Genomic DNA, 15,245 nt, shown 5'->3' with positions numbered 1-15,245 from the left:
GAAGCGAAAAAAGTCTCCTCAGCCCCTTGCGCGATTCTCTGGGATCGTTATAATTCGGCCTTCTTTGCAGGCGCGTAGCTCAGTTGGTTAGAGCACCACCTTGACATGGTGGGGGTCGTTGGTTCGAATCCAATCGCGCCTACCAACACCTTGAACGGAGCTGTACCGTGAATTTCCGAACTTGCACTATCCTGGTTCAGAAAGCCTAAGCGGTTCGCCTTCGTTCCTATGTCGAAAAAAAGTGCGGATCCGTCCGCACTTTTTTTTTGTCCAGGATTTAATGTGGCTGGAGAAATCATGCCCAATATCACGCTGCCCGACGGTTCCATCCGCTCCTTCGATGCTCCGGTGACCGTTGCCGAGGTTGCCGCCTCCATCGGTGCCGGCCTCGCCCGCGCCGCCCTGGCCGGCAAGGTGGACGGCAAGCTGGTGGATACTTCCCACCTGATGGAGCGTGATACCCAGCTGGCCATCGTCACCGACAAGGATGCGGACGGCCTGGAGATCATCCGCCACTCCACGGCCCACCTGCTGGCCTATGCGGTGAAGGAGCTGTTTCCCGAAGCCCAGGTGACCATCGGTCCGGTCATCGACAACGGCTTCTACTACGACTTCGCCTACAAGCGCCCCTTTACCCCTGAAGACCTGCTGGCCATCGAGAAGAAGATGGCCGAGCTGGCCAAGCGCGACATTCCGGTAAGCCGCGAAGTCTGGGCCCGGGACGATGCGGTCAAGTTCTTCCTGGAGCAGGGCGAGAAGTACAAAGCCGAGCTGATTGCCGCCATCCCGGCCGACCAGGATGTTTCCCTGTACCGGGAAGGCGAATTTGTGGACCTCTGTCGCGGCCCCCACGTCCCCTCCACCGGCAAGCTCAAGGTTTTCAAGCTGATGAAGGTGGCCGGTGCCTACTGGCGCGGCGATTCCAAGAACGAGATGCTGCAGCGCATTTACGGCACCGCCTGGGCCAAGAAGGAAGACCAGGAAGCCTACCTGCACATGCTGGAAGAGGCCGAGAAGCGGGATCACCGCCGCATCGGCAAGCATCTGGATCTGTTCCACATGCAGGACGAGGCGCCGGGCATGGTTTTCTGGCACCCCAAGGGCTGGGCCATCTGGCAGGAAATCGAGCAGTACATGCGCCAGGTCTATCGCGACAACGGCTACCAGGAAATCCGCTGCCCCCAGATTCTCGACCGCAGCATGTGGGAGAAGTCCGGTCACTGGGAGCACTACAAGAACAACATGTTCACCACGGAGTCGGAGAAGCGGGACTACGCCATCAAACCGATGAACTGCCCGGGCCATGTGCAGGTGTTCAATTCCGATCTGCGCTCCTACCGCGATCTGCCCCTGCGCTATGGCGAGTTCGGCTCCTGTCACCGCAACGAGGCCTCCGGCGCCCTGCACGGCCTGATGCGCGTGCGCGGCTTCGTCCAGGACGACGGTCACATCTTCTGTACCGAAGACCAGATCGAGGCGGAAGTGACGGCTTTCAACGCCCTGGTGAAGAAGGTCTATGCCGACTTCGGTTTCGACCAGGTGGCGGTGAAGTTGGCCCTGCGCCCCGAAAGCCGTGTCGGTTCCGACGACATCTGGGACAAGGCGGAGAATGCCCTGCGGGCCGGCCTCAAGGCTTCCGGCCTGGAATGGGATGAATTGCCCGGCGAGGGTGCCTTCTATGGCCCCAAGATCGAGTTCCACATCAAGGATGCCATCGGGCGCTCCTGGCAGTGCGGCACCATGCAGGTGGATTTCTCCATGCCGGGTCGCCTGGGTGCCGAATATGTGGGCGAGGACAATGCCCGCCATGTGCCGGTGATGCTGCATCGGGCCATCCTCGGTTCCCTGGAGCGTTTCATCGGCATCCTGGTGGAAAACTATGCGGGTGCCTTGCCCCTGTGGCTGGCGCCGGTGCAGGCCGTGGTGCTGAATATTTCGGAAAAACAGGCCGATTTTTCCGCCGAAGTGGTGAAAACCCTGCGTCAGGCAGGTTTGCGTGCCGAAGCGGATTTGCGCAATGAAAAAATTACCTATAAAATACGCGAACATAGCTTGAACCGGTTGCCTTATCAGCTCGTCATCGGCGACAAGGAAAAGGAAGCCGGCTTGGTGGCCGTGCGTACCCGCGGTGGTCAGGACCTGGGGCAGATGCCCGTGGCAAGCCTGATCGAGCGGCTTCTGGAAGAAGTCGCCGCGCGTAAGAGCACGGCTTAGTTTTTGTCCGTCCCCGAATGGGGCGGCCTGTTTTCGTGGAGATTGAACCATCGCCGCACTGCAAAAGGCGCATCGCGTCAACGAAGAAATCACGGTGCCGGAAGTCCGGCTTATCGGGGAAGAAGGCGAGCAGATTGGTGTCGTAACCATCCGTGCGGCGCTGCAAATGGCCGAAGAGGCCGGTGTGGATCTGGTGGAGATCGCTCCCCTGGCCAAGCCGCCGGTATGCCGGGTGATGGATTACGGCAAGTTCAAGTACCACGAGGCCAAGAAGCAGCACGAGGCCAAGCTGAAACAGAAGCAGGTACAGGTGAAGGAGATCAAGCTCCGTCCCGGTACCGACGAAAACGACTACCAGATCAAGCTGCGGAACATGACCCGCTTCCTGGAAGACGAAGACAAGGTCAAGGTGACCCTGCGCTTCCGTGGCCGTGAAATGGCCCACCAGGAAATCGGTATGCGTCAGCTGGAACGCATCAAGGCCGATTTGCTCGAGCTGGCACAGGTCGAGCAGATGCCGAAGATGGAAGGCCGCCAGATGGTGATGATGCTGGCGCCGAAGAAGAAGGTGTAATTGCAGTACCCGCCTCCGGACTCGTTCGGGGGCGATATAAGTGGTGCCGGGTAGTCAAGCGTTTCCGTCGGAAGCCACCTGGGATCATGTTAAAACCAAGGAGCATTCAATGCCCAAGATGAAGAGCAAGAGCGGTGCCGCCAAGCGGTTCAAGATCCGCGCTGGCGGCAGCATCAAGCGCGGTCAGGCGTTCAAGCGTCACATCCTGACCTCCAAGACCACCAAGAACAAGCGCCAACTGCGCGGTACCGAAGCCATTCACGACAGTGACAAGGCCTCCATCCGTGCCATGTTGCCCTACGCCTAATCAAGGAGATTAAAGATGCCCCGAGTTAAGCGTGGTGTAACGGCTCGCGCCCGTCACAAGAAGATTCTGGTTCAGGCCAAGGGTTACCGCGGCCGTCGCAAGAACGTATATCGCATCGCCAAGCAGGCGGTGATGAAGGCTGGTCAGTACGCCTACCGCGACCGTCGTCAGCGCAAGCGTCAGTTCCGTGCCCTGTGGATTGCCCGTATCAACGCGGCAGCCCGTGAAGTCGGCCTGAAGTACAGCACCTTCATGAATGGCCTGAAGAAGGCCCAGATCGAAGTGGACCGCAAGGTTCTCGCCGACCTGGCCGTGTTCGACAAGGCTGCGTTTGCCGCTCTGGCAAACCAGGCCAAGGCGAGCCTCGGCGCCTAAGCGTTAAGCAAGCGGAAAAAAGGAGGCTTCTGCCTCCTTTTTTTCTTGGTGCCGGCAGTATCGGCATCTCTGGTGTCTTTTTCGCCCGGGCACCCTAAATCTGGGGCGATAACAGAATTCGAACGACGCGAGCCCATGCAGAATCTCGAACAGATCGTCAGCGAAGCCCTTGCGGCTTTTGCTGCCACCCAGGACCCGGATGCCCTGGAACAGATCAAGGCCCGTTATCTGGGCAAGAGTGGTCAGATCACCGAATTGCTGAAGGGGCTGGGCAAACTGGCTCCGGAAGAGCGCAAGGCGGCCGGTGCCACCATCAACCAGGCCAAGGAACAGGTTGAGGGTGCCCTCAACGCCCGCCGTGAAGCCATCCGCCGCGCGGCCCTGGAGGCCCGTCTGGCCGAGGAATCCCTGGACGTGACCCTGCCCGGCCGGGGTGAAACCCGGGGTGGCCTGCATCCCGTCACCCGTACCCTGGAGCGCATCGAGGCCCTGTTCCGCTCCATCGGCTTTGAAGTGGCCGACGGTCCCGAGATCGAAACCGACTTCCACAACTTCACCGCCCTCAACACGCCGGAAAACCATCCGGCCCGCTCCATGCACGATACGTTCTATCTGCAGGACGAGCAGGGCGGCGTTGCCGAGGGGGTGCTGCTGCGCACCCACACCAGTCCCATCCAGGCCCGCTACATGCAGGCCCACGTGGCCAAGTACGGTCACCTCGAGACCATGCCCGAGATTCGCATCATTGCGCCGGGTCGGGTCTATCGCGTCGACTCCGATGCTACCCACTCGCCCATGTTCCACCAGGTCGAAGGCCTGTGGATCGGCGAGAACGTTTCCTTCGCCGACCTCAAGGGCGTGGTCGCCGATTTTCTGCGCCGCTTCTTCGAGAGCGACGACCTGAAGGTGCGCTTCCGTCCTTCCTTTTTCCCCTTTACCGAGCCTTCTGCCGAGATCGACGTGGCCTTCATGAGCGGCGCCCTGGAAGGGCGCTGGCTGGAGATCGCCGGCTGCGGCATGGTGCACCCCAATGTGCTGCGCCATGCCGGCATCGATCCGGAAAAGTACACCGGCTTTGCCTTCGGCTTCGGTCCGGACCGTCTTACCATGCTGCGCTACGGGGTCAATGACCTGCGCCTGTTCTTCGACGGCGACCTGCGCTTCCTGAAGCAATTTGTCTAAGGATTGATCGTGAAATTCTCCGAATCCTGGCTCCGTACCTTCGTCAATCCTGATCTGTCCACCGACACTCTGGCCCATCTGCTGACCATGGCGGGCCTGGAAGTGGAAGAGCAGGACCCCGTTGCGCCCGCCTTCACCCAGGTGGTGGTGGCCCATGTCCTGGAAGTGGTGAAGCACCCGGATGCCGACCGCCTCAACGTCTGCCAGGTGGATACCGGTAACGGTCCGGTGCAGATCGTCTGCGGCGCCCCCAATGTGGCCGCCGGACTCAAGGTGCCCTGTGCCCTGCCCGGCGCCGTGCTGCCCGGCGACTTCAAGATCAAGGTGGCCAAGGTGCGCGGCGTCGAGTCTTCCGGCATGTTGTGTTCCGCCCGGGAACTGGGTATCGCCGAAGATGCTTCCGGTCTCCTGGTGTTGCCGGCCGATGCCCCCGTTGGGGAAAGCATCCGCCGCTACCTGGACCTGGACGACACCCTGTTCACCCTGAAGCTCACGCCCAACCGGGCCGATTGCCTCTCCCTCACCGGTGTGGCCCGCGAAGTGTCGGCCCTGACCGGCGTGGCGGCTGTCTATCCAGTGGTGGAACCCGTGGCGCCTGCTTGCGATGCCCGCCGGGAAGTGGTGCTGGACGCTCCGGAGGCTTGCCCCCGTTACGCCGGCCGGGTGGTGCGCGGCATCAATGCCAAGGCGCCCACGCCTGAGTGGATGCAGAAGCGCCTGGAGCGCAGCGGCATCCGTTCCATCTCCGCCGTGGTGGATGTCACCAACTACGTCATGCTGGAACTGGGGCAGCCCCTCCATGCCTTCGACGACGCCAAGCTCCAGGGGGCCATCCACGCCCGCCTGCCCAAGGCCGGGGAAAAGCTGTTGCTGCTCAACGAGCAGACCATCGATATCGACGCCGACGTGCTGGTGATTGCCGACGATGCCAAGCCCCTGGCTCTGGCCGGCATCATGGGTGGCGAAGAGAGCGGCGTCACCATGGAAACCACCGACCTGTTCCTGGAGTCGGCCTTTTTCACGCCCTTTGCCATTGCCGGGAAGGCCCGCCGTTACGGCTTCTCCAGCGATGCCTCCCACCGCTTCGAGCGGGGCGTCGATTTCGCCGGTGCCGTCCGTGCCCTGGAGCGGGCTACCCGCCTGATTCTCGATATCTGCGGCGGCCAGGCCGGTCCCGTGACGGAAGCGGTGGCCGCACTGCCCCAGCGTCAGCCGGTGCGTCTGCGCACGGCCCGGGTGAACAAGGTGCTGGGTGTGCCTTTCAGTGCCGAGGCCATTGCCTCCCTGCTGGGTCGTCTGGGTCTGCCCTTCGTCCAGGAAGGTGGCGACTTCGTGGTGACGCCTCCCAGCTTCCGTTTCGACATCGAGATCGAGGAAGATCTGATCGAGGAAGTGGTGCGGGTTCACGGCTACGACGAGATTCCGGCACCGCCGCCGGTGGCCCGGGCCGCCATGCTGCCCATGCCGGAAGGCAAGCGGCAGATCCAGCGCCTGCGCCAGGTCCTGGCCGATGCCGGCTACCAGGAAGTGGTCAATTTCGCTTTCGTCGAAGAAGGTTGGGAAAAGGATTTCGGCGGCAACGCCGATCCCATCCGTCTGGCCAATCCCATTGCCAGCCAGATGGGGGTCATGCGTTCCACCCTGATCGGTGGTCTGGTGGCCACCCTGGCCAACAACCTGAAGCGCAAGCAGAGCCGGGTACGGATCTTCGAAACAGGTCGCAGCTTCCACAAGGATGCCACCGCCCAGCCCGTGGCCGGCTACCGTCAACCCTGGAAGCTGGCCGGCCTGGCCGCCGGCGATGCCCTGCCCGAACAATGGGGCAGCGCCGCCCGTAAGGTGGACTTCTTCGACGTCAAGGGTGACCTGGAAGCGCTGCTGCTGCCCTTTGCCGCACGTTTCGAGAAGGCCGCCCATCCGGCCCTGCATCCCGGCCGTGCTGCCCGTCTGCTTCTGGATGGCAAGGAAATCGGGGTGGTTGGCGAACTGCATCCCGAGTGGGTGCAGAAGTACGACCTGCCGTCGCCGCCGGTGGTCTTCGAACTGGATCTGGAGCCCCTGCTGGCCGGACGTCTGCCCCAGTATGCCGAGCTTTCCCGCTTCCCCGCCGTGGTGCGGGACCTGGCGGTGGTGGTGGATAAGGGCATGGCCCTGCAGTCCCTGCTGGACGGCCTGAAAGCCCAACGGCCGCCCCTGGTTCAGGACATCCAGCTGTTCGATGTCTACACCGGCAAGGGGGTCGATGAAGGGAAGAAAAGCCTTGCATTCCGCATAGTTATGCAAGATACTCAAAAAACTTTGCAAGATGCGGAAGTGGATGTTGCCCTGCAGCAGCTGGTGGCCCTCCTGGAGCATCAATTTGCCGCCAAACTCCGTGTCTGATCAGGGAAAACAATGACTCTCACCAAAGCAGAACTTGCCGACCTGCTTTTCGAAAAGGTCGGACTCAACAAGCGCGAAGCCAAGGACATGGTGGAAGCCTTTTTTGAGGAAATCCGCAATGCACTGGAACGGGGCGAAGGCGTCAAGCTTTCCGGCTTCGGTAATTTTCAGTTGCGCGACAAGCCCCAGCGTCCCGGGCGCAACCCCAAGACCGGCGAGGAGATTCCGATCACCGCCCGCCGCGTCGTTACCTTCCATGCCAGCCAGAAGCTGAAGGCCGAGGTGGAGCAGTCCTACGATGGAAAGCAGTCCTAAGGAAAGCGGCAAGGAAGAGTTGCCGCCCATCCCCGCCAAGCGTTACTTCACCATCGGTGAAGTGAGCGAGCTTTGCGGCGTCAAACCCCACGTGCTGCGTTACTGGGAGCAGGAGTTCACCCAGTTGCGGCCGGTGAAACGCCGGGGCAACCGCCGCTATTACCAGCATCACGAAGTGCTGTTGGTGCGCCGTATCCGAGAACTTCTTTATAATCAGGGTTTTACCATTAGCGGTGCGCGTAATCGCCTGGAAGAGGGGCATGGCGCCACGGAATCCGTGGAGAGCACCGTTCCCGCTGCCCAGGCCTTGCGTCAGGAGCTTTTGGGGATTATTGAATTACTTCGTGTTTGAAAGCTATTTACAAATTTAATTCGTTTCTGTATAGTTTCGTTTCTCGAGTCGGGGCGTAGCGCAGCCTGGTAGCGCACTTGCATGGGGTGCAAGGGGTCGCGAGTTCGAATCCCGCCGCCCCGACCAGTAGTTCCGAAAAAACCGGCCCTAGGCCGGTTTTTTCATTTCCAGCTTTCCTTTTTCTCCTTGTTTCTCCATTTTTCCGATTTCAGCGGAGAATTATTCCTGTTGTCGATTGCGGTAGGGAAAATAATCCATATAAAATCGGTTGCCCGACAATGGGCTGCCTGCATTGTCGCCATTCAATCGATTCCCTTATTCCGTAAAGGAAATAAACATGGATATTTCTTCCCTGTCCCTGGCCGAACTGAAGCTTCTGCAACAGCAAATTCCCCTGGAAATCAAAAAGCGCGAAGTTCAGGAAAAGGAAAAAGTCCTGAATGAATTGAAGTTGATTGCCGAATCCCGGGGCTTTTCTTTGGATCAGCTGCTCAAGGGCGGCGAAAAGGGCAAGGCCAAGTCCGGTCGCAGCGTCCAGGTGAAATACCGCCATCCCCAGAATGCCGACCTGGCCTGGACCGGCCGTGGCCGTAAGCCCCAGTGGGTGCAGGAATGGCTGAATAGCGGACGCAAGATCGAGGAACTGGCTGTCTGATTTGCGCTACCCGGTGGGTAGTTTCTATCCACCAACTTCCGCCCACAATATATAGCCCTGTTCCGTTCCATGCGCATTCTCCTCAGTAACGACGACGGTTATTTCGCCACCGGCATTGAAGTGCTGGCCCGTACCCTGGCCGATATCGCCGACATCACCGTGGTCGCCCCCGAAAGGGACCGGAGCGGGGCGAGCAATTCCCTGACCCTGGACCGGCCCCTGTCCCTGCGGCGAGCCCCCAACGGCTTTTATTTCGTCAATGGCACGCCGACGGATTGCGTCCATCTCGCCGTCACCGGCATGCTGGACGAACTGCCGGACATGGTGGTCTCGGGCATCAACCATGGGGCCAACATGGGGGACGACACCGTCTATTCCGGCACCGTGGCGGCGGCGACGGAGGGCCATCTGCTGGGCGTGCCGGCCATTGCCGTTTCCCTGGTGGGAAAGGAAGCGAGCCAGTTCGAGACGGCGGCCCGGGTGGCCCGGGATCTGGTGCTGCGGTTCCAGCAGGCGCCCCTTGGCCAGCCGGCCCTGCTCAACGTCAATGTGCCGGATGTGCCCTACGCCGAACTGAAGGGCGTGGCCGTGACCCGGTTGGGCAAGCGCCACAAGGCCGAGCCGGTGGTCAAGGCGCGCACGCCGCGCAATGAAACGGTTTACTGGGTTGGTGCTGCGGGTGCCGCCCAGGATGCCGGCGAAGGCACCGATTTCCATGCCGTGGCTCAGGGCTGGGCCTCTGTCACGCCGTTGCAGATCGACCTGACCCACAATCAGCAGCTGCCCGAGCTGCGGAACTGGTTGCGCTGATGGCAACGGGCGTTTCCGGTATCGGCATGACCTCCCTGCGCACCCGCATGCGCATGGTGGAGCGTCTGCGGGACAAGGGCATCGTGGACGAGACGGTGCTTGCCGCCATGGCTGCCGTGCCCCGCCACATCTTCGTCGAAGAGGCCATGGCCCACCGGGCCTATGAGGACACGGCCCTGCCTCTGGGGCATTCCCAGACCATTTCCCAGCCCTATATCGTGGCCCGCATGATCGAACTGTTGCGGGCCGGGCGTGAACAGAGCCTGCCCGGCGGTCTCGGCAAGACCCTGGAGATCGGCGCCGGTTGTGGCTACCAGGCAGCGGTGCTGGCCCAGCTGGCGCCCGACGTCTATGCCGTGGAACGGATCGAGCCCCTGATCGAACGGGCCAAGCAGAACCTGCGGCAGATGCAGCAGTTCAACGTGCGCCTCAAGTATGCCGACGGTCAGCTGGGGCTGCCGGAAGCGGCCCCCTATCACACCATCATCGTCGCCGCCGCAGCCAACCGGGTGCCGCCCGCGCTTTTGCAGCAGCTGGCGGTTGGTGGCAGAATGGTCCTGCCCGTGGGGGCCGGCGAGCAAGCCCTGCACCTGATCGAACGCACGCCCCAGGGGTTCCTTGAGACCAAGCTTGACGCGGTGCGTTTCGTGCCGCTGCTGTCAGGAGTCGAATGAAAACGCCAGGTTTTATCTTCCGTGCCGCCACCCTGAGCGGCATTGCGGCCCTGCTGTTCCTGGCCGGTTGTGCCAGCCATGCGCCGGCGCCGGTGGTCGAGCGCGGGGTGCCGAGCAAGCCGGCTGCCGCCTCCAAGGACTTCTACACGGTCAAGAAGGGCGACACCCTCTACAGCATTGCCCTGGATAACGGCCAGGACTACAAGGACGTGGCCGCCTGGAACAACCTGGAAAATCCCAACCGCATCCTGGTGGGGCAGCAGCTGCGCGTGACGCCGCCCGACGGTGGTGCTGCCGGCACGGCAGTGGCCAAGCCCATCGGTGGCGGCGTGGTGGAAAGCCGTTCCCTGGACGGCGGCCCGGCGCCGGCTGCGGCCAGCGACACGCTCAAGCGGGAGCCCAAGGCCGGCAAGGAAGCCTATTCCGACCAGGCCTGGGCCAAGGCCCAGAACCAGAACAATGCCCAGGGCGCTGCCGCCAAGCCGGCAGAACCCGTCCGCAGCGAGGCGCCGGCTGCTGCGGCGGCCCCCGCTGCTGCCGATGTGACCTGGGCCTGGCCCGCCGGCGGCAAGTCCATTGCCGGCTTCAACGAGGCCACCAACAAGGGCGTGGACATCGCCGGCAAGCTGGGCGAACCGGTGCTGGCGGCGGCCGACGGCAAGGTGGTGTACAGCGGCAGCGGCCTGCGGGGCTACGGCAAGCTGGTGATCATCAAGCATGACGCCACCTTCCTCTCCGCCTACGCCCACAACAACAACATCCTGGTCAAGGAAGGCCAGTCCGTCACCCGGGGACAGAAGATCGCTGAGATGGGCAATTCGGACACGGACCAGGTGAAGCTGCACTTCGAAATCCGTCGGCAGGGCAAGCCGGTGGATCCCACCCAGTACCTGCCCAAGCGCTGACAGGTCTGCCGTGCGCGACGACGCCGACGCCGCTGACTTTCCCGACGGGGATGCGGAGGAGGCGTTCGCCGCGGACGAGGCCCAGGACGAGTCCCTGGCCGCCGCTGCGACGGCGGCAGAGGGCGACGACGGGGCGCCGCCGGCCTATGAACTGCTCAACGACGTCACCCAGCTCTATCTCAACGAGATCGGTGCCAAGCCTCTGCTGACGCCGGCGGAGGAGCTGGAATGGTCCCGCCGGGCCAAGGCCGGGGAATTCGCCGCCCGGCAGAAGATGATCGAGCACAACCTGCGCCTGGTGGTGAATATCGCCAAGCACTACCTGAACCGGGGCATTCCGCTGCTCGATCTGGTGGAAGAGGGCAACCTGGGGCTCATCCATGCCCTGGAGAAATTCGATCCGGAGCGGGGCTTCCGCTTTTCCACCTACGCCACCTGGTGGATCCGCCAGAGCATCGAGCGGGCCATCATGAACCAGTCCCGCACCATCCGTCTGCCGGTGCACGTGGTCAAGGAAATCAACGTGGTGCTGCGGGCCATGCGCCATCTGGACGGGGCCCGCGGCCTGACGCCGTCCCGGGAGACCCGGGTGGAGGAAGTGGCCCACCTGCTGGGCAAGCCGGTGGATGATATCCGCCACATTCTCCATCTCAACGAGCACGTGGCCTCCCTCGATACGCCCCTGGACATCGACCCCAACCACACGGTGGGGGACTCGGTGGCCGACGATTCCGCCGGGGCCGACCCGGTGGGGGTGCTGCAGGAAAACGAACTCAACGACCTGGTGCTGCAGTGGGTGGAACAGCTGCCGGAAAAACAGCGCCAGGTGGTGGAGCGCCGTTACGGCCTGAAGGGGGCGGAGATCGCCACCCTGGAAGCCATCGCCGCCGACCTGGGCCTGACCCGGGAACGGGTGCGGCAGATCCAGGGCGAGGCCCTGAGCCAGCTGCGACGCATCATCAAGCGCGGCGGCGTGGACCGGGACAGCATCCTCTAGCAGGCCCGCCCCTCCGGCCTCCCGGCCCGACCCTCAGTGGCCCCGGGCCAGCCTACTGGCCGGCCGCCAGCAGGGCCTGTTTTTCTTCCCGCAGTTTTTCCCCCAGCTGGAACACCGCCATGGCGTAGAAGCTGGAGCGGTTGTAGCGGCTGATCACCCAGAAATTCTGTTCCCCCAGCCAGTATTCCGTCGGCGCGTCCGGCGTCACCAGGTCCACCATGGCATAGCGGGCCCCGTCCGGGCCCGGGGCGGCCAGGCCGGCCCGGCGCAGGGCGCTGGCGCTTTGCCGCAGGGTGAGGTCGGTCTGGGTCAGTTCCGCCGGGGGCTCCGTGCCCAGGGGCAGGGGATGGGCCACCGGGGCGCCGGTCTGCCAGCCGTGCTGGGCGAGGAAGCTGGCGACGCTGCCGATGGCGTCCTCCGGGCTGTTGCGCAGGTCTATCTGGCCGTCGCCGTCGAAGTCCACGGCGAAGCGGCGCTGGCTGCTGGGCATGAACTGGGGAATGCCGATGGCGCCGGCGTAGGAGCCCTTGATCTCCAGGGGCGACTGGCGGTTCTCCCGGGCCAGCAGCAGGAAGTTTTCCAGCTCGCCGCGGAAGAACTCGGCCCGGGGCGGATAGCGGAAGGCCAGGGTGGCCAGGGCCTGCAGCACGGAATAGCGGCCGGTGTTGCGGCCGTATTCGGTTTCGACGCCGATGATGGCGACGATGATTTCCTCCGGCACGCCATAGACGGCGCTGGCCTTGGCGATGGTGGCGGCGTGGCGCTGCCAGAAAAGCAGACCCTGCTGGCTGCGGCGGTCGTTCACGAAACGTTCCCGGTAGCGCTGCCAGGAGCGGCGCTCGGCGCTGGCGGCGGGCTGGATGGCACTGAGCACGGAGGCGTTGGGGCCGGTGGCGGCGAACAGGGATTTCAGCTCCGCCTCGCTGAAGCCGTGGCGCTGGGCCATGTCGGCGGCGAAGGCGGCGGCCTGCTCGTCGTTGGCGAAGGTTTCCTGGGGGCGGGCGCCGGCAGCGAAAGCGGGGGCGGCCAGGAGCGGGATGAATAGGGCGATTCGGGCGGCACTGCGCCGCAAGGCATGTTTCAAGAGGGTCTCCGGGATGGCAGCTCGCGGATGCAGGCGGCTAGCCGTTCTAGCAGTTGTTGTCGGTCACGGGGCGCCAATGGTGGCCCATAGCGCAGGGTGGCGTAAAGCCCCGCAATGGCTTCGGCCTGGGGCGCCAGGGTGGGCAGGCGCTGTCCCAGCCGGCGGCCGTAGGCCAGGGGGCCTTCCCACGGGGCCCGCGCCAGGTCCGGGGCGAGGCGGGCGCTGCGGCGGCAGAAGCGCTGCCACAGGCGCTCCTCCGGGACCAAGCGGGGGCGCCGGCCCAGGCTCCACAGGGTCAGCAGAAGCAGTAGCAGGCCGCAGGCGGCGGCCAGGGCGGCGCTCATATTGCGCCAGTCCGGCTGCTGCAGGCCGAGGCGGGAGAGCAGCTGGCGCTGGCGTTCCGGGGTGTAGCCGAGGACCCACTGGTTCCAGGCGTTGTTGGCCGCTTCCCAGCGGTGGCGCAGGCGCACCAGCCAATCCAGGTCCACCCGGGCCAGCAGGGGCAGGGCTTCGTCGTCGGGCAGGGCGGCGGCGATGCCGGCCTCGATGCGCGCCGGGGAAATGGCGGCGGTGGGGTCCACCCGCCGCCAGCCCTGGTCTTCCAGCCAGACTTCGGCCCAGGCGTGGGCGTCGGATTGGCGCACCGTCAGGTAGCCGTCCACCGGGTTGATGTCGCCGCCCTGGTAGCCGGTCACCACCCGGGCCGGCACGCCGGCGGCCCGCATCAGGACGACGAAGGCCGAGGCGTAGTGTTCGCAGAAGCCGCGGCGGGTGGCGAACAGGAACTCGTCCACCCCGTCCCGTCCCAGCAGGGGCGCGCGCAGGGTGTAGAAGAAGGGCTCCTGGCGGAAGTGGGCCAGGGCCCGCTGCACCAGGCTGGCCGGGCGGGGATCGGCGCGACGCCACTGTTCCGCCAGTTCCCGGGTGCGCGGATTGCGTTCCGCCGGCAGCTGCAGGGCCCGCTGCAATACCAGGGGCTGCTCCTGGCGGTTGTGGCGGTAGTCCAGCACCGAGCGGAAGGCCTGCCGGCTGCGGCTGGTCAGGGGCGCCGGCGCCAGCACCTGCAGGTCGTAGCCGATGCTGGCCTCGGCGGGGACGGCGGTGGGGCTGTCCAGGGCCAGCAGCCAGCGCTGGTTGTGGGGTTCCAGGGTGGTGACGTAGGCCACTTCCGGTCCCCGGGCTTCCACCTGGGGCTTGCGGTGGGGCAGGAAGCGGGCGCGCCAGACGCCGTCGGCGAAATGGTCCAGCACCGGGCCGCGCCAGTAGAGCTGGGCCCGGGGCGGCGTCTCGCCCTGGAACTGGACGCGGAAAGCGATGCTGCCGTTCTGGATGAGATTGGCCAAGCTGCCCGGGGCCATGGTCTCCGAGAGGCCGCTGAGCCCGGCATGGGCGTCCCGGGGCAGGCCCCAGAGGGGGCCGGAGATGCGCGGAAAGAGCAGGTACAGCACCAGCATGAAGGGCAGGGCCTGCAGGGTCAGCACACCGGCGTAGCGCAGACTGGCCAGGGGCCGGGCCCGGTCGTCGCCGTGCAGGCGCAGCAGGGTCGCCGTGAGCAGCACCAGGGCCAGGAGCATCCACAGGCCGGTGGGAATGCTCTGGGAGTGGAAATAGTGGGTGAGCAGGAGGAAATAGCCCAGCATCAGTACCACCACCCCGTCCCGGCGCTGCCTCAGTTCCATCAGCTTGAGGGCCAGGAACAGCACCAGCAGGCTGACACCCGCATCCCGGCCGAGAAGGGTGCGGTATTCGACGACGATGGCGGCCAGGCTGCCGAGGGATACCAGGGACAGCAGCCAGCGGGGCGGCAGGGGCAGCTGGCGCAGCCACAGCCAGGCGCGCCAGGCCAGGACCAGACCGGCAATGGCAGTGAGCCAGAGGGGCTGGTGCAGGGTGTGGGGCCCGGCCGTGGCGAGGGCGCACAGCAGCAGCCAGGGCAGCACGCTGTGGGGCAGGGGCGCCGGCAGCGGACGGCGCTGCCGGCGCCAGGGCAGGCGCCAGTTCATGGCTGACGGGTTCCCGCAGGCGACCACAGGGCCAGGGTTTCCAGGCAGCGCTGGCGGTGGGCCGGGCCGTTGCCCCGGGGGGTGTCCACTCCGGGCAGCTGCAGGCCGTAGCTCAGGCCCTCGGCTTCCGCCGCCAGGACCCAGCCGGTGAGGAGGGAGAGGCCCCGTTCCACGTCGCAGCCCGGGGGCAGGTCCTGCCAGTCGAGGCGGATTTCCTCGGCGCCGCCGCCGGCAAAGTGCTTCACCGGCAGGGGCCGTTCCGCCGGCTCCCGGGCTGCCGCCTTCCAGGCGATGTGACGCAGGGGGTCGGCCGGCTGGCGCGGACGCAGCCCGGCGAAGTCCTCCTGGCCATTGCCGCCCCGGCTGTCGCCGGCCTGGGGCACGCTGCGGGCCCGGGGCAGGGGGCTGGACAGGGG

The 15,245-nt window shown here is 64.7% G+C and carries 16 protein-coding genes and 2 tRNA genes; 15 read left to right on the top strand and 3 right to left on the bottom strand.

Features of this window, described 5'->3' with window-relative positions; all coding sequences use genetic code 11:
• Positions 1 to 68 precede the first annotated feature (68 nt).
• The 15 genes from AC1RTA_RS07425 to rpoS all read left to right on the top strand — a co-directional run bounded on the left by AC1RTA_RS07425 (position 69) and on the right by rpoS (position 11,742).
• Positions 69 to 145 (top strand) — tRNA-Val (locus AC1RTA_RS07425).
• A gap of 152 nt (positions 146 to 297) precedes the next feature.
• Entirely contained in the window at positions 298 to 2,214 is a 1,917-nt protein-coding gene (gene thrS / locus AC1RTA_RS07420) for a threonine--tRNA ligase (RefSeq protein ID WP_014237029.1), read from the top strand.
• Between the two features lie 49 nt (positions 2,215 to 2,263).
• Positions 2,264 to 2,788 carry a translation initiation factor IF-3 gene (gene infC / locus AC1RTA_RS07415; RefSeq protein WP_083833949.1) on the top strand — a complete coding sequence of 175 codons (525 nt, stop codon included), beginning with the start codon at positions 2,264 to 2,266 and terminating at the stop codon, positions 2,786 to 2,788.
• A gap of 109 nt (positions 2,789 to 2,897) precedes the next feature.
• Positions 2,898 to 3,095 (top strand): 50S ribosomal protein L35, encoded by a 198-nt coding sequence (rpmI, locus tag AC1RTA_RS07410; RefSeq protein ID WP_014237031.1) that lies wholly within the window; start codon positions 2,898 to 2,900, stop codon positions 3,093 to 3,095.
• 15 nt (positions 3,096 to 3,110) lie between these two features.
• Positions 3,111 to 3,470 carry a 50S ribosomal protein L20 gene (gene rplT / locus AC1RTA_RS07405; protein WP_014237032.1) on the top strand — a complete coding sequence of 120 codons (360 nt, stop codon included), beginning with the start codon at positions 3,111 to 3,113 and terminating at the stop codon, positions 3,468 to 3,470.
• 135 nt (positions 3,471 to 3,605) lie between these two features.
• On the top strand, positions 3,606 to 4,652 hold the full coding sequence (gene pheS, locus AC1RTA_RS07400; protein ID WP_014237033.1) for a phenylalanine--tRNA ligase subunit alpha: 1,047 nt from the start codon (positions 3,606 to 3,608) through the stop codon (positions 4,650 to 4,652).
• Positions 4,653 to 4,661: 9 nt separating this feature from the next.
• Positions 4,662 to 7,034, top strand: coding sequence for a phenylalanine--tRNA ligase subunit beta (gene pheT, locus AC1RTA_RS07395; RefSeq protein ID WP_492784379.1), 2,373 nt, complete (start codon positions 4,662 to 4,664; stop codon positions 7,032 to 7,034).
• A 12-nt stretch (positions 7,035 to 7,046) separates the two neighbouring features.
• A complete protein-coding gene (locus AC1RTA_RS07390; RefSeq protein WP_014237035.1) occupies positions 7,047 to 7,349 on the top strand; it encodes an integration host factor subunit alpha in 303 nt (100 codons plus the stop codon).
• Complete coding sequence (locus AC1RTA_RS07385) at positions 7,333 to 7,701, top strand: MerR family transcriptional regulator (protein ID WP_130458161.1); 369 nt, start codon at positions 7,333 to 7,335, stop codon at positions 7,699 to 7,701. The genes AC1RTA_RS07390 and AC1RTA_RS07385 overlap by 17 nt, the downstream gene beginning before the upstream one ends.
• A gap of 49 nt (positions 7,702 to 7,750) precedes the next feature.
• Positions 7,751 to 7,827: transfer RNA gene (locus tag AC1RTA_RS07380), tRNA-Pro, on the top strand.
• A gap of 211 nt (positions 7,828 to 8,038) precedes the next feature.
• Positions 8,039 to 8,356: an H-NS histone family protein gene (locus tag AC1RTA_RS07375; protein ID WP_492784378.1), complete on the top strand. Its 318-nt coding sequence runs from the start codon at positions 8,039 to 8,041 to the stop codon at positions 8,354 to 8,356.
• Positions 8,357 to 8,425: 69 nt separating this feature from the next.
• Positions 8,426 to 9,166 carry a 5'/3'-nucleotidase SurE gene (surE, locus tag AC1RTA_RS07370; protein ID WP_130458162.1) on the top strand — a complete coding sequence of 247 codons (741 nt, stop codon included), beginning with the start codon at positions 8,426 to 8,428 and terminating at the stop codon, positions 9,164 to 9,166.
• On the top strand, positions 9,166 to 9,840 hold the full coding sequence (locus AC1RTA_RS07365; protein WP_014237039.1) for a protein-L-isoaspartate(D-aspartate) O-methyltransferase: 675 nt from the start codon (positions 9,166 to 9,168) through the stop codon (positions 9,838 to 9,840). Before surE ends, AC1RTA_RS07365 begins: the two co-directional genes overlap by 1 nt.
• Positions 9,837 to 10,745, top strand: coding sequence for a peptidoglycan DD-metalloendopeptidase family protein (locus AC1RTA_RS07360; protein ID WP_416242836.1), 909 nt, complete (start codon positions 9,837 to 9,839; stop codon positions 10,743 to 10,745). Before AC1RTA_RS07365 ends, AC1RTA_RS07360 begins: the two co-directional genes overlap by 4 nt.
• A 10-nt stretch (positions 10,746 to 10,755) precedes the next feature.
• Positions 10,756 to 11,742: an RNA polymerase sigma factor RpoS gene (gene rpoS / locus AC1RTA_RS07355; RefSeq protein ID WP_014237041.1), complete on the top strand. Its 987-nt coding sequence runs from the start codon at positions 10,756 to 10,758 to the stop codon at positions 11,740 to 11,742.
• 52 nt (positions 11,743 to 11,794) lie between these two features.
• On the opposite strand, the gene mltB is transcribed toward rpoS, so the two are convergent.
• The 3 genes from mltB to AC1RTA_RS07340 form a co-directional block, all read right to left on the bottom strand.
• Positions 11,795 to 12,826 (bottom strand): lytic murein transglycosylase B, encoded by a 1,032-nt coding sequence (gene mltB / locus AC1RTA_RS07350; RefSeq protein ID WP_492784377.1) that lies wholly within the window; start codon positions 12,824 to 12,826, stop codon positions 11,795 to 11,797.
• Positions 12,823 to 14,829, bottom strand: coding sequence for a transglutaminase TgpA family protein (locus AC1RTA_RS07345; RefSeq protein WP_492784376.1), 2,007 nt, complete (start codon positions 14,827 to 14,829; stop codon positions 12,823 to 12,825). The genes mltB and AC1RTA_RS07345 overlap by 4 nt, the downstream gene beginning before the upstream one ends.
• On the bottom strand, positions 14,826 to 15,245 hold a 420-nt coding region (locus AC1RTA_RS07340; protein WP_492784375.1), incomplete at its 5' end, for a DUF58 domain-containing protein. The genes AC1RTA_RS07345 and AC1RTA_RS07340, both read right to left, overlap by 4 nt.

The sequence above is a fragment of the Azospira sp. MPR-E4 genome (assembly GCF_058809645.1).
The sequence above is the reverse complement of the archived record's forward strand: the minus strand, read 5'-3'. Positions and strand labels throughout refer to the sequence as shown.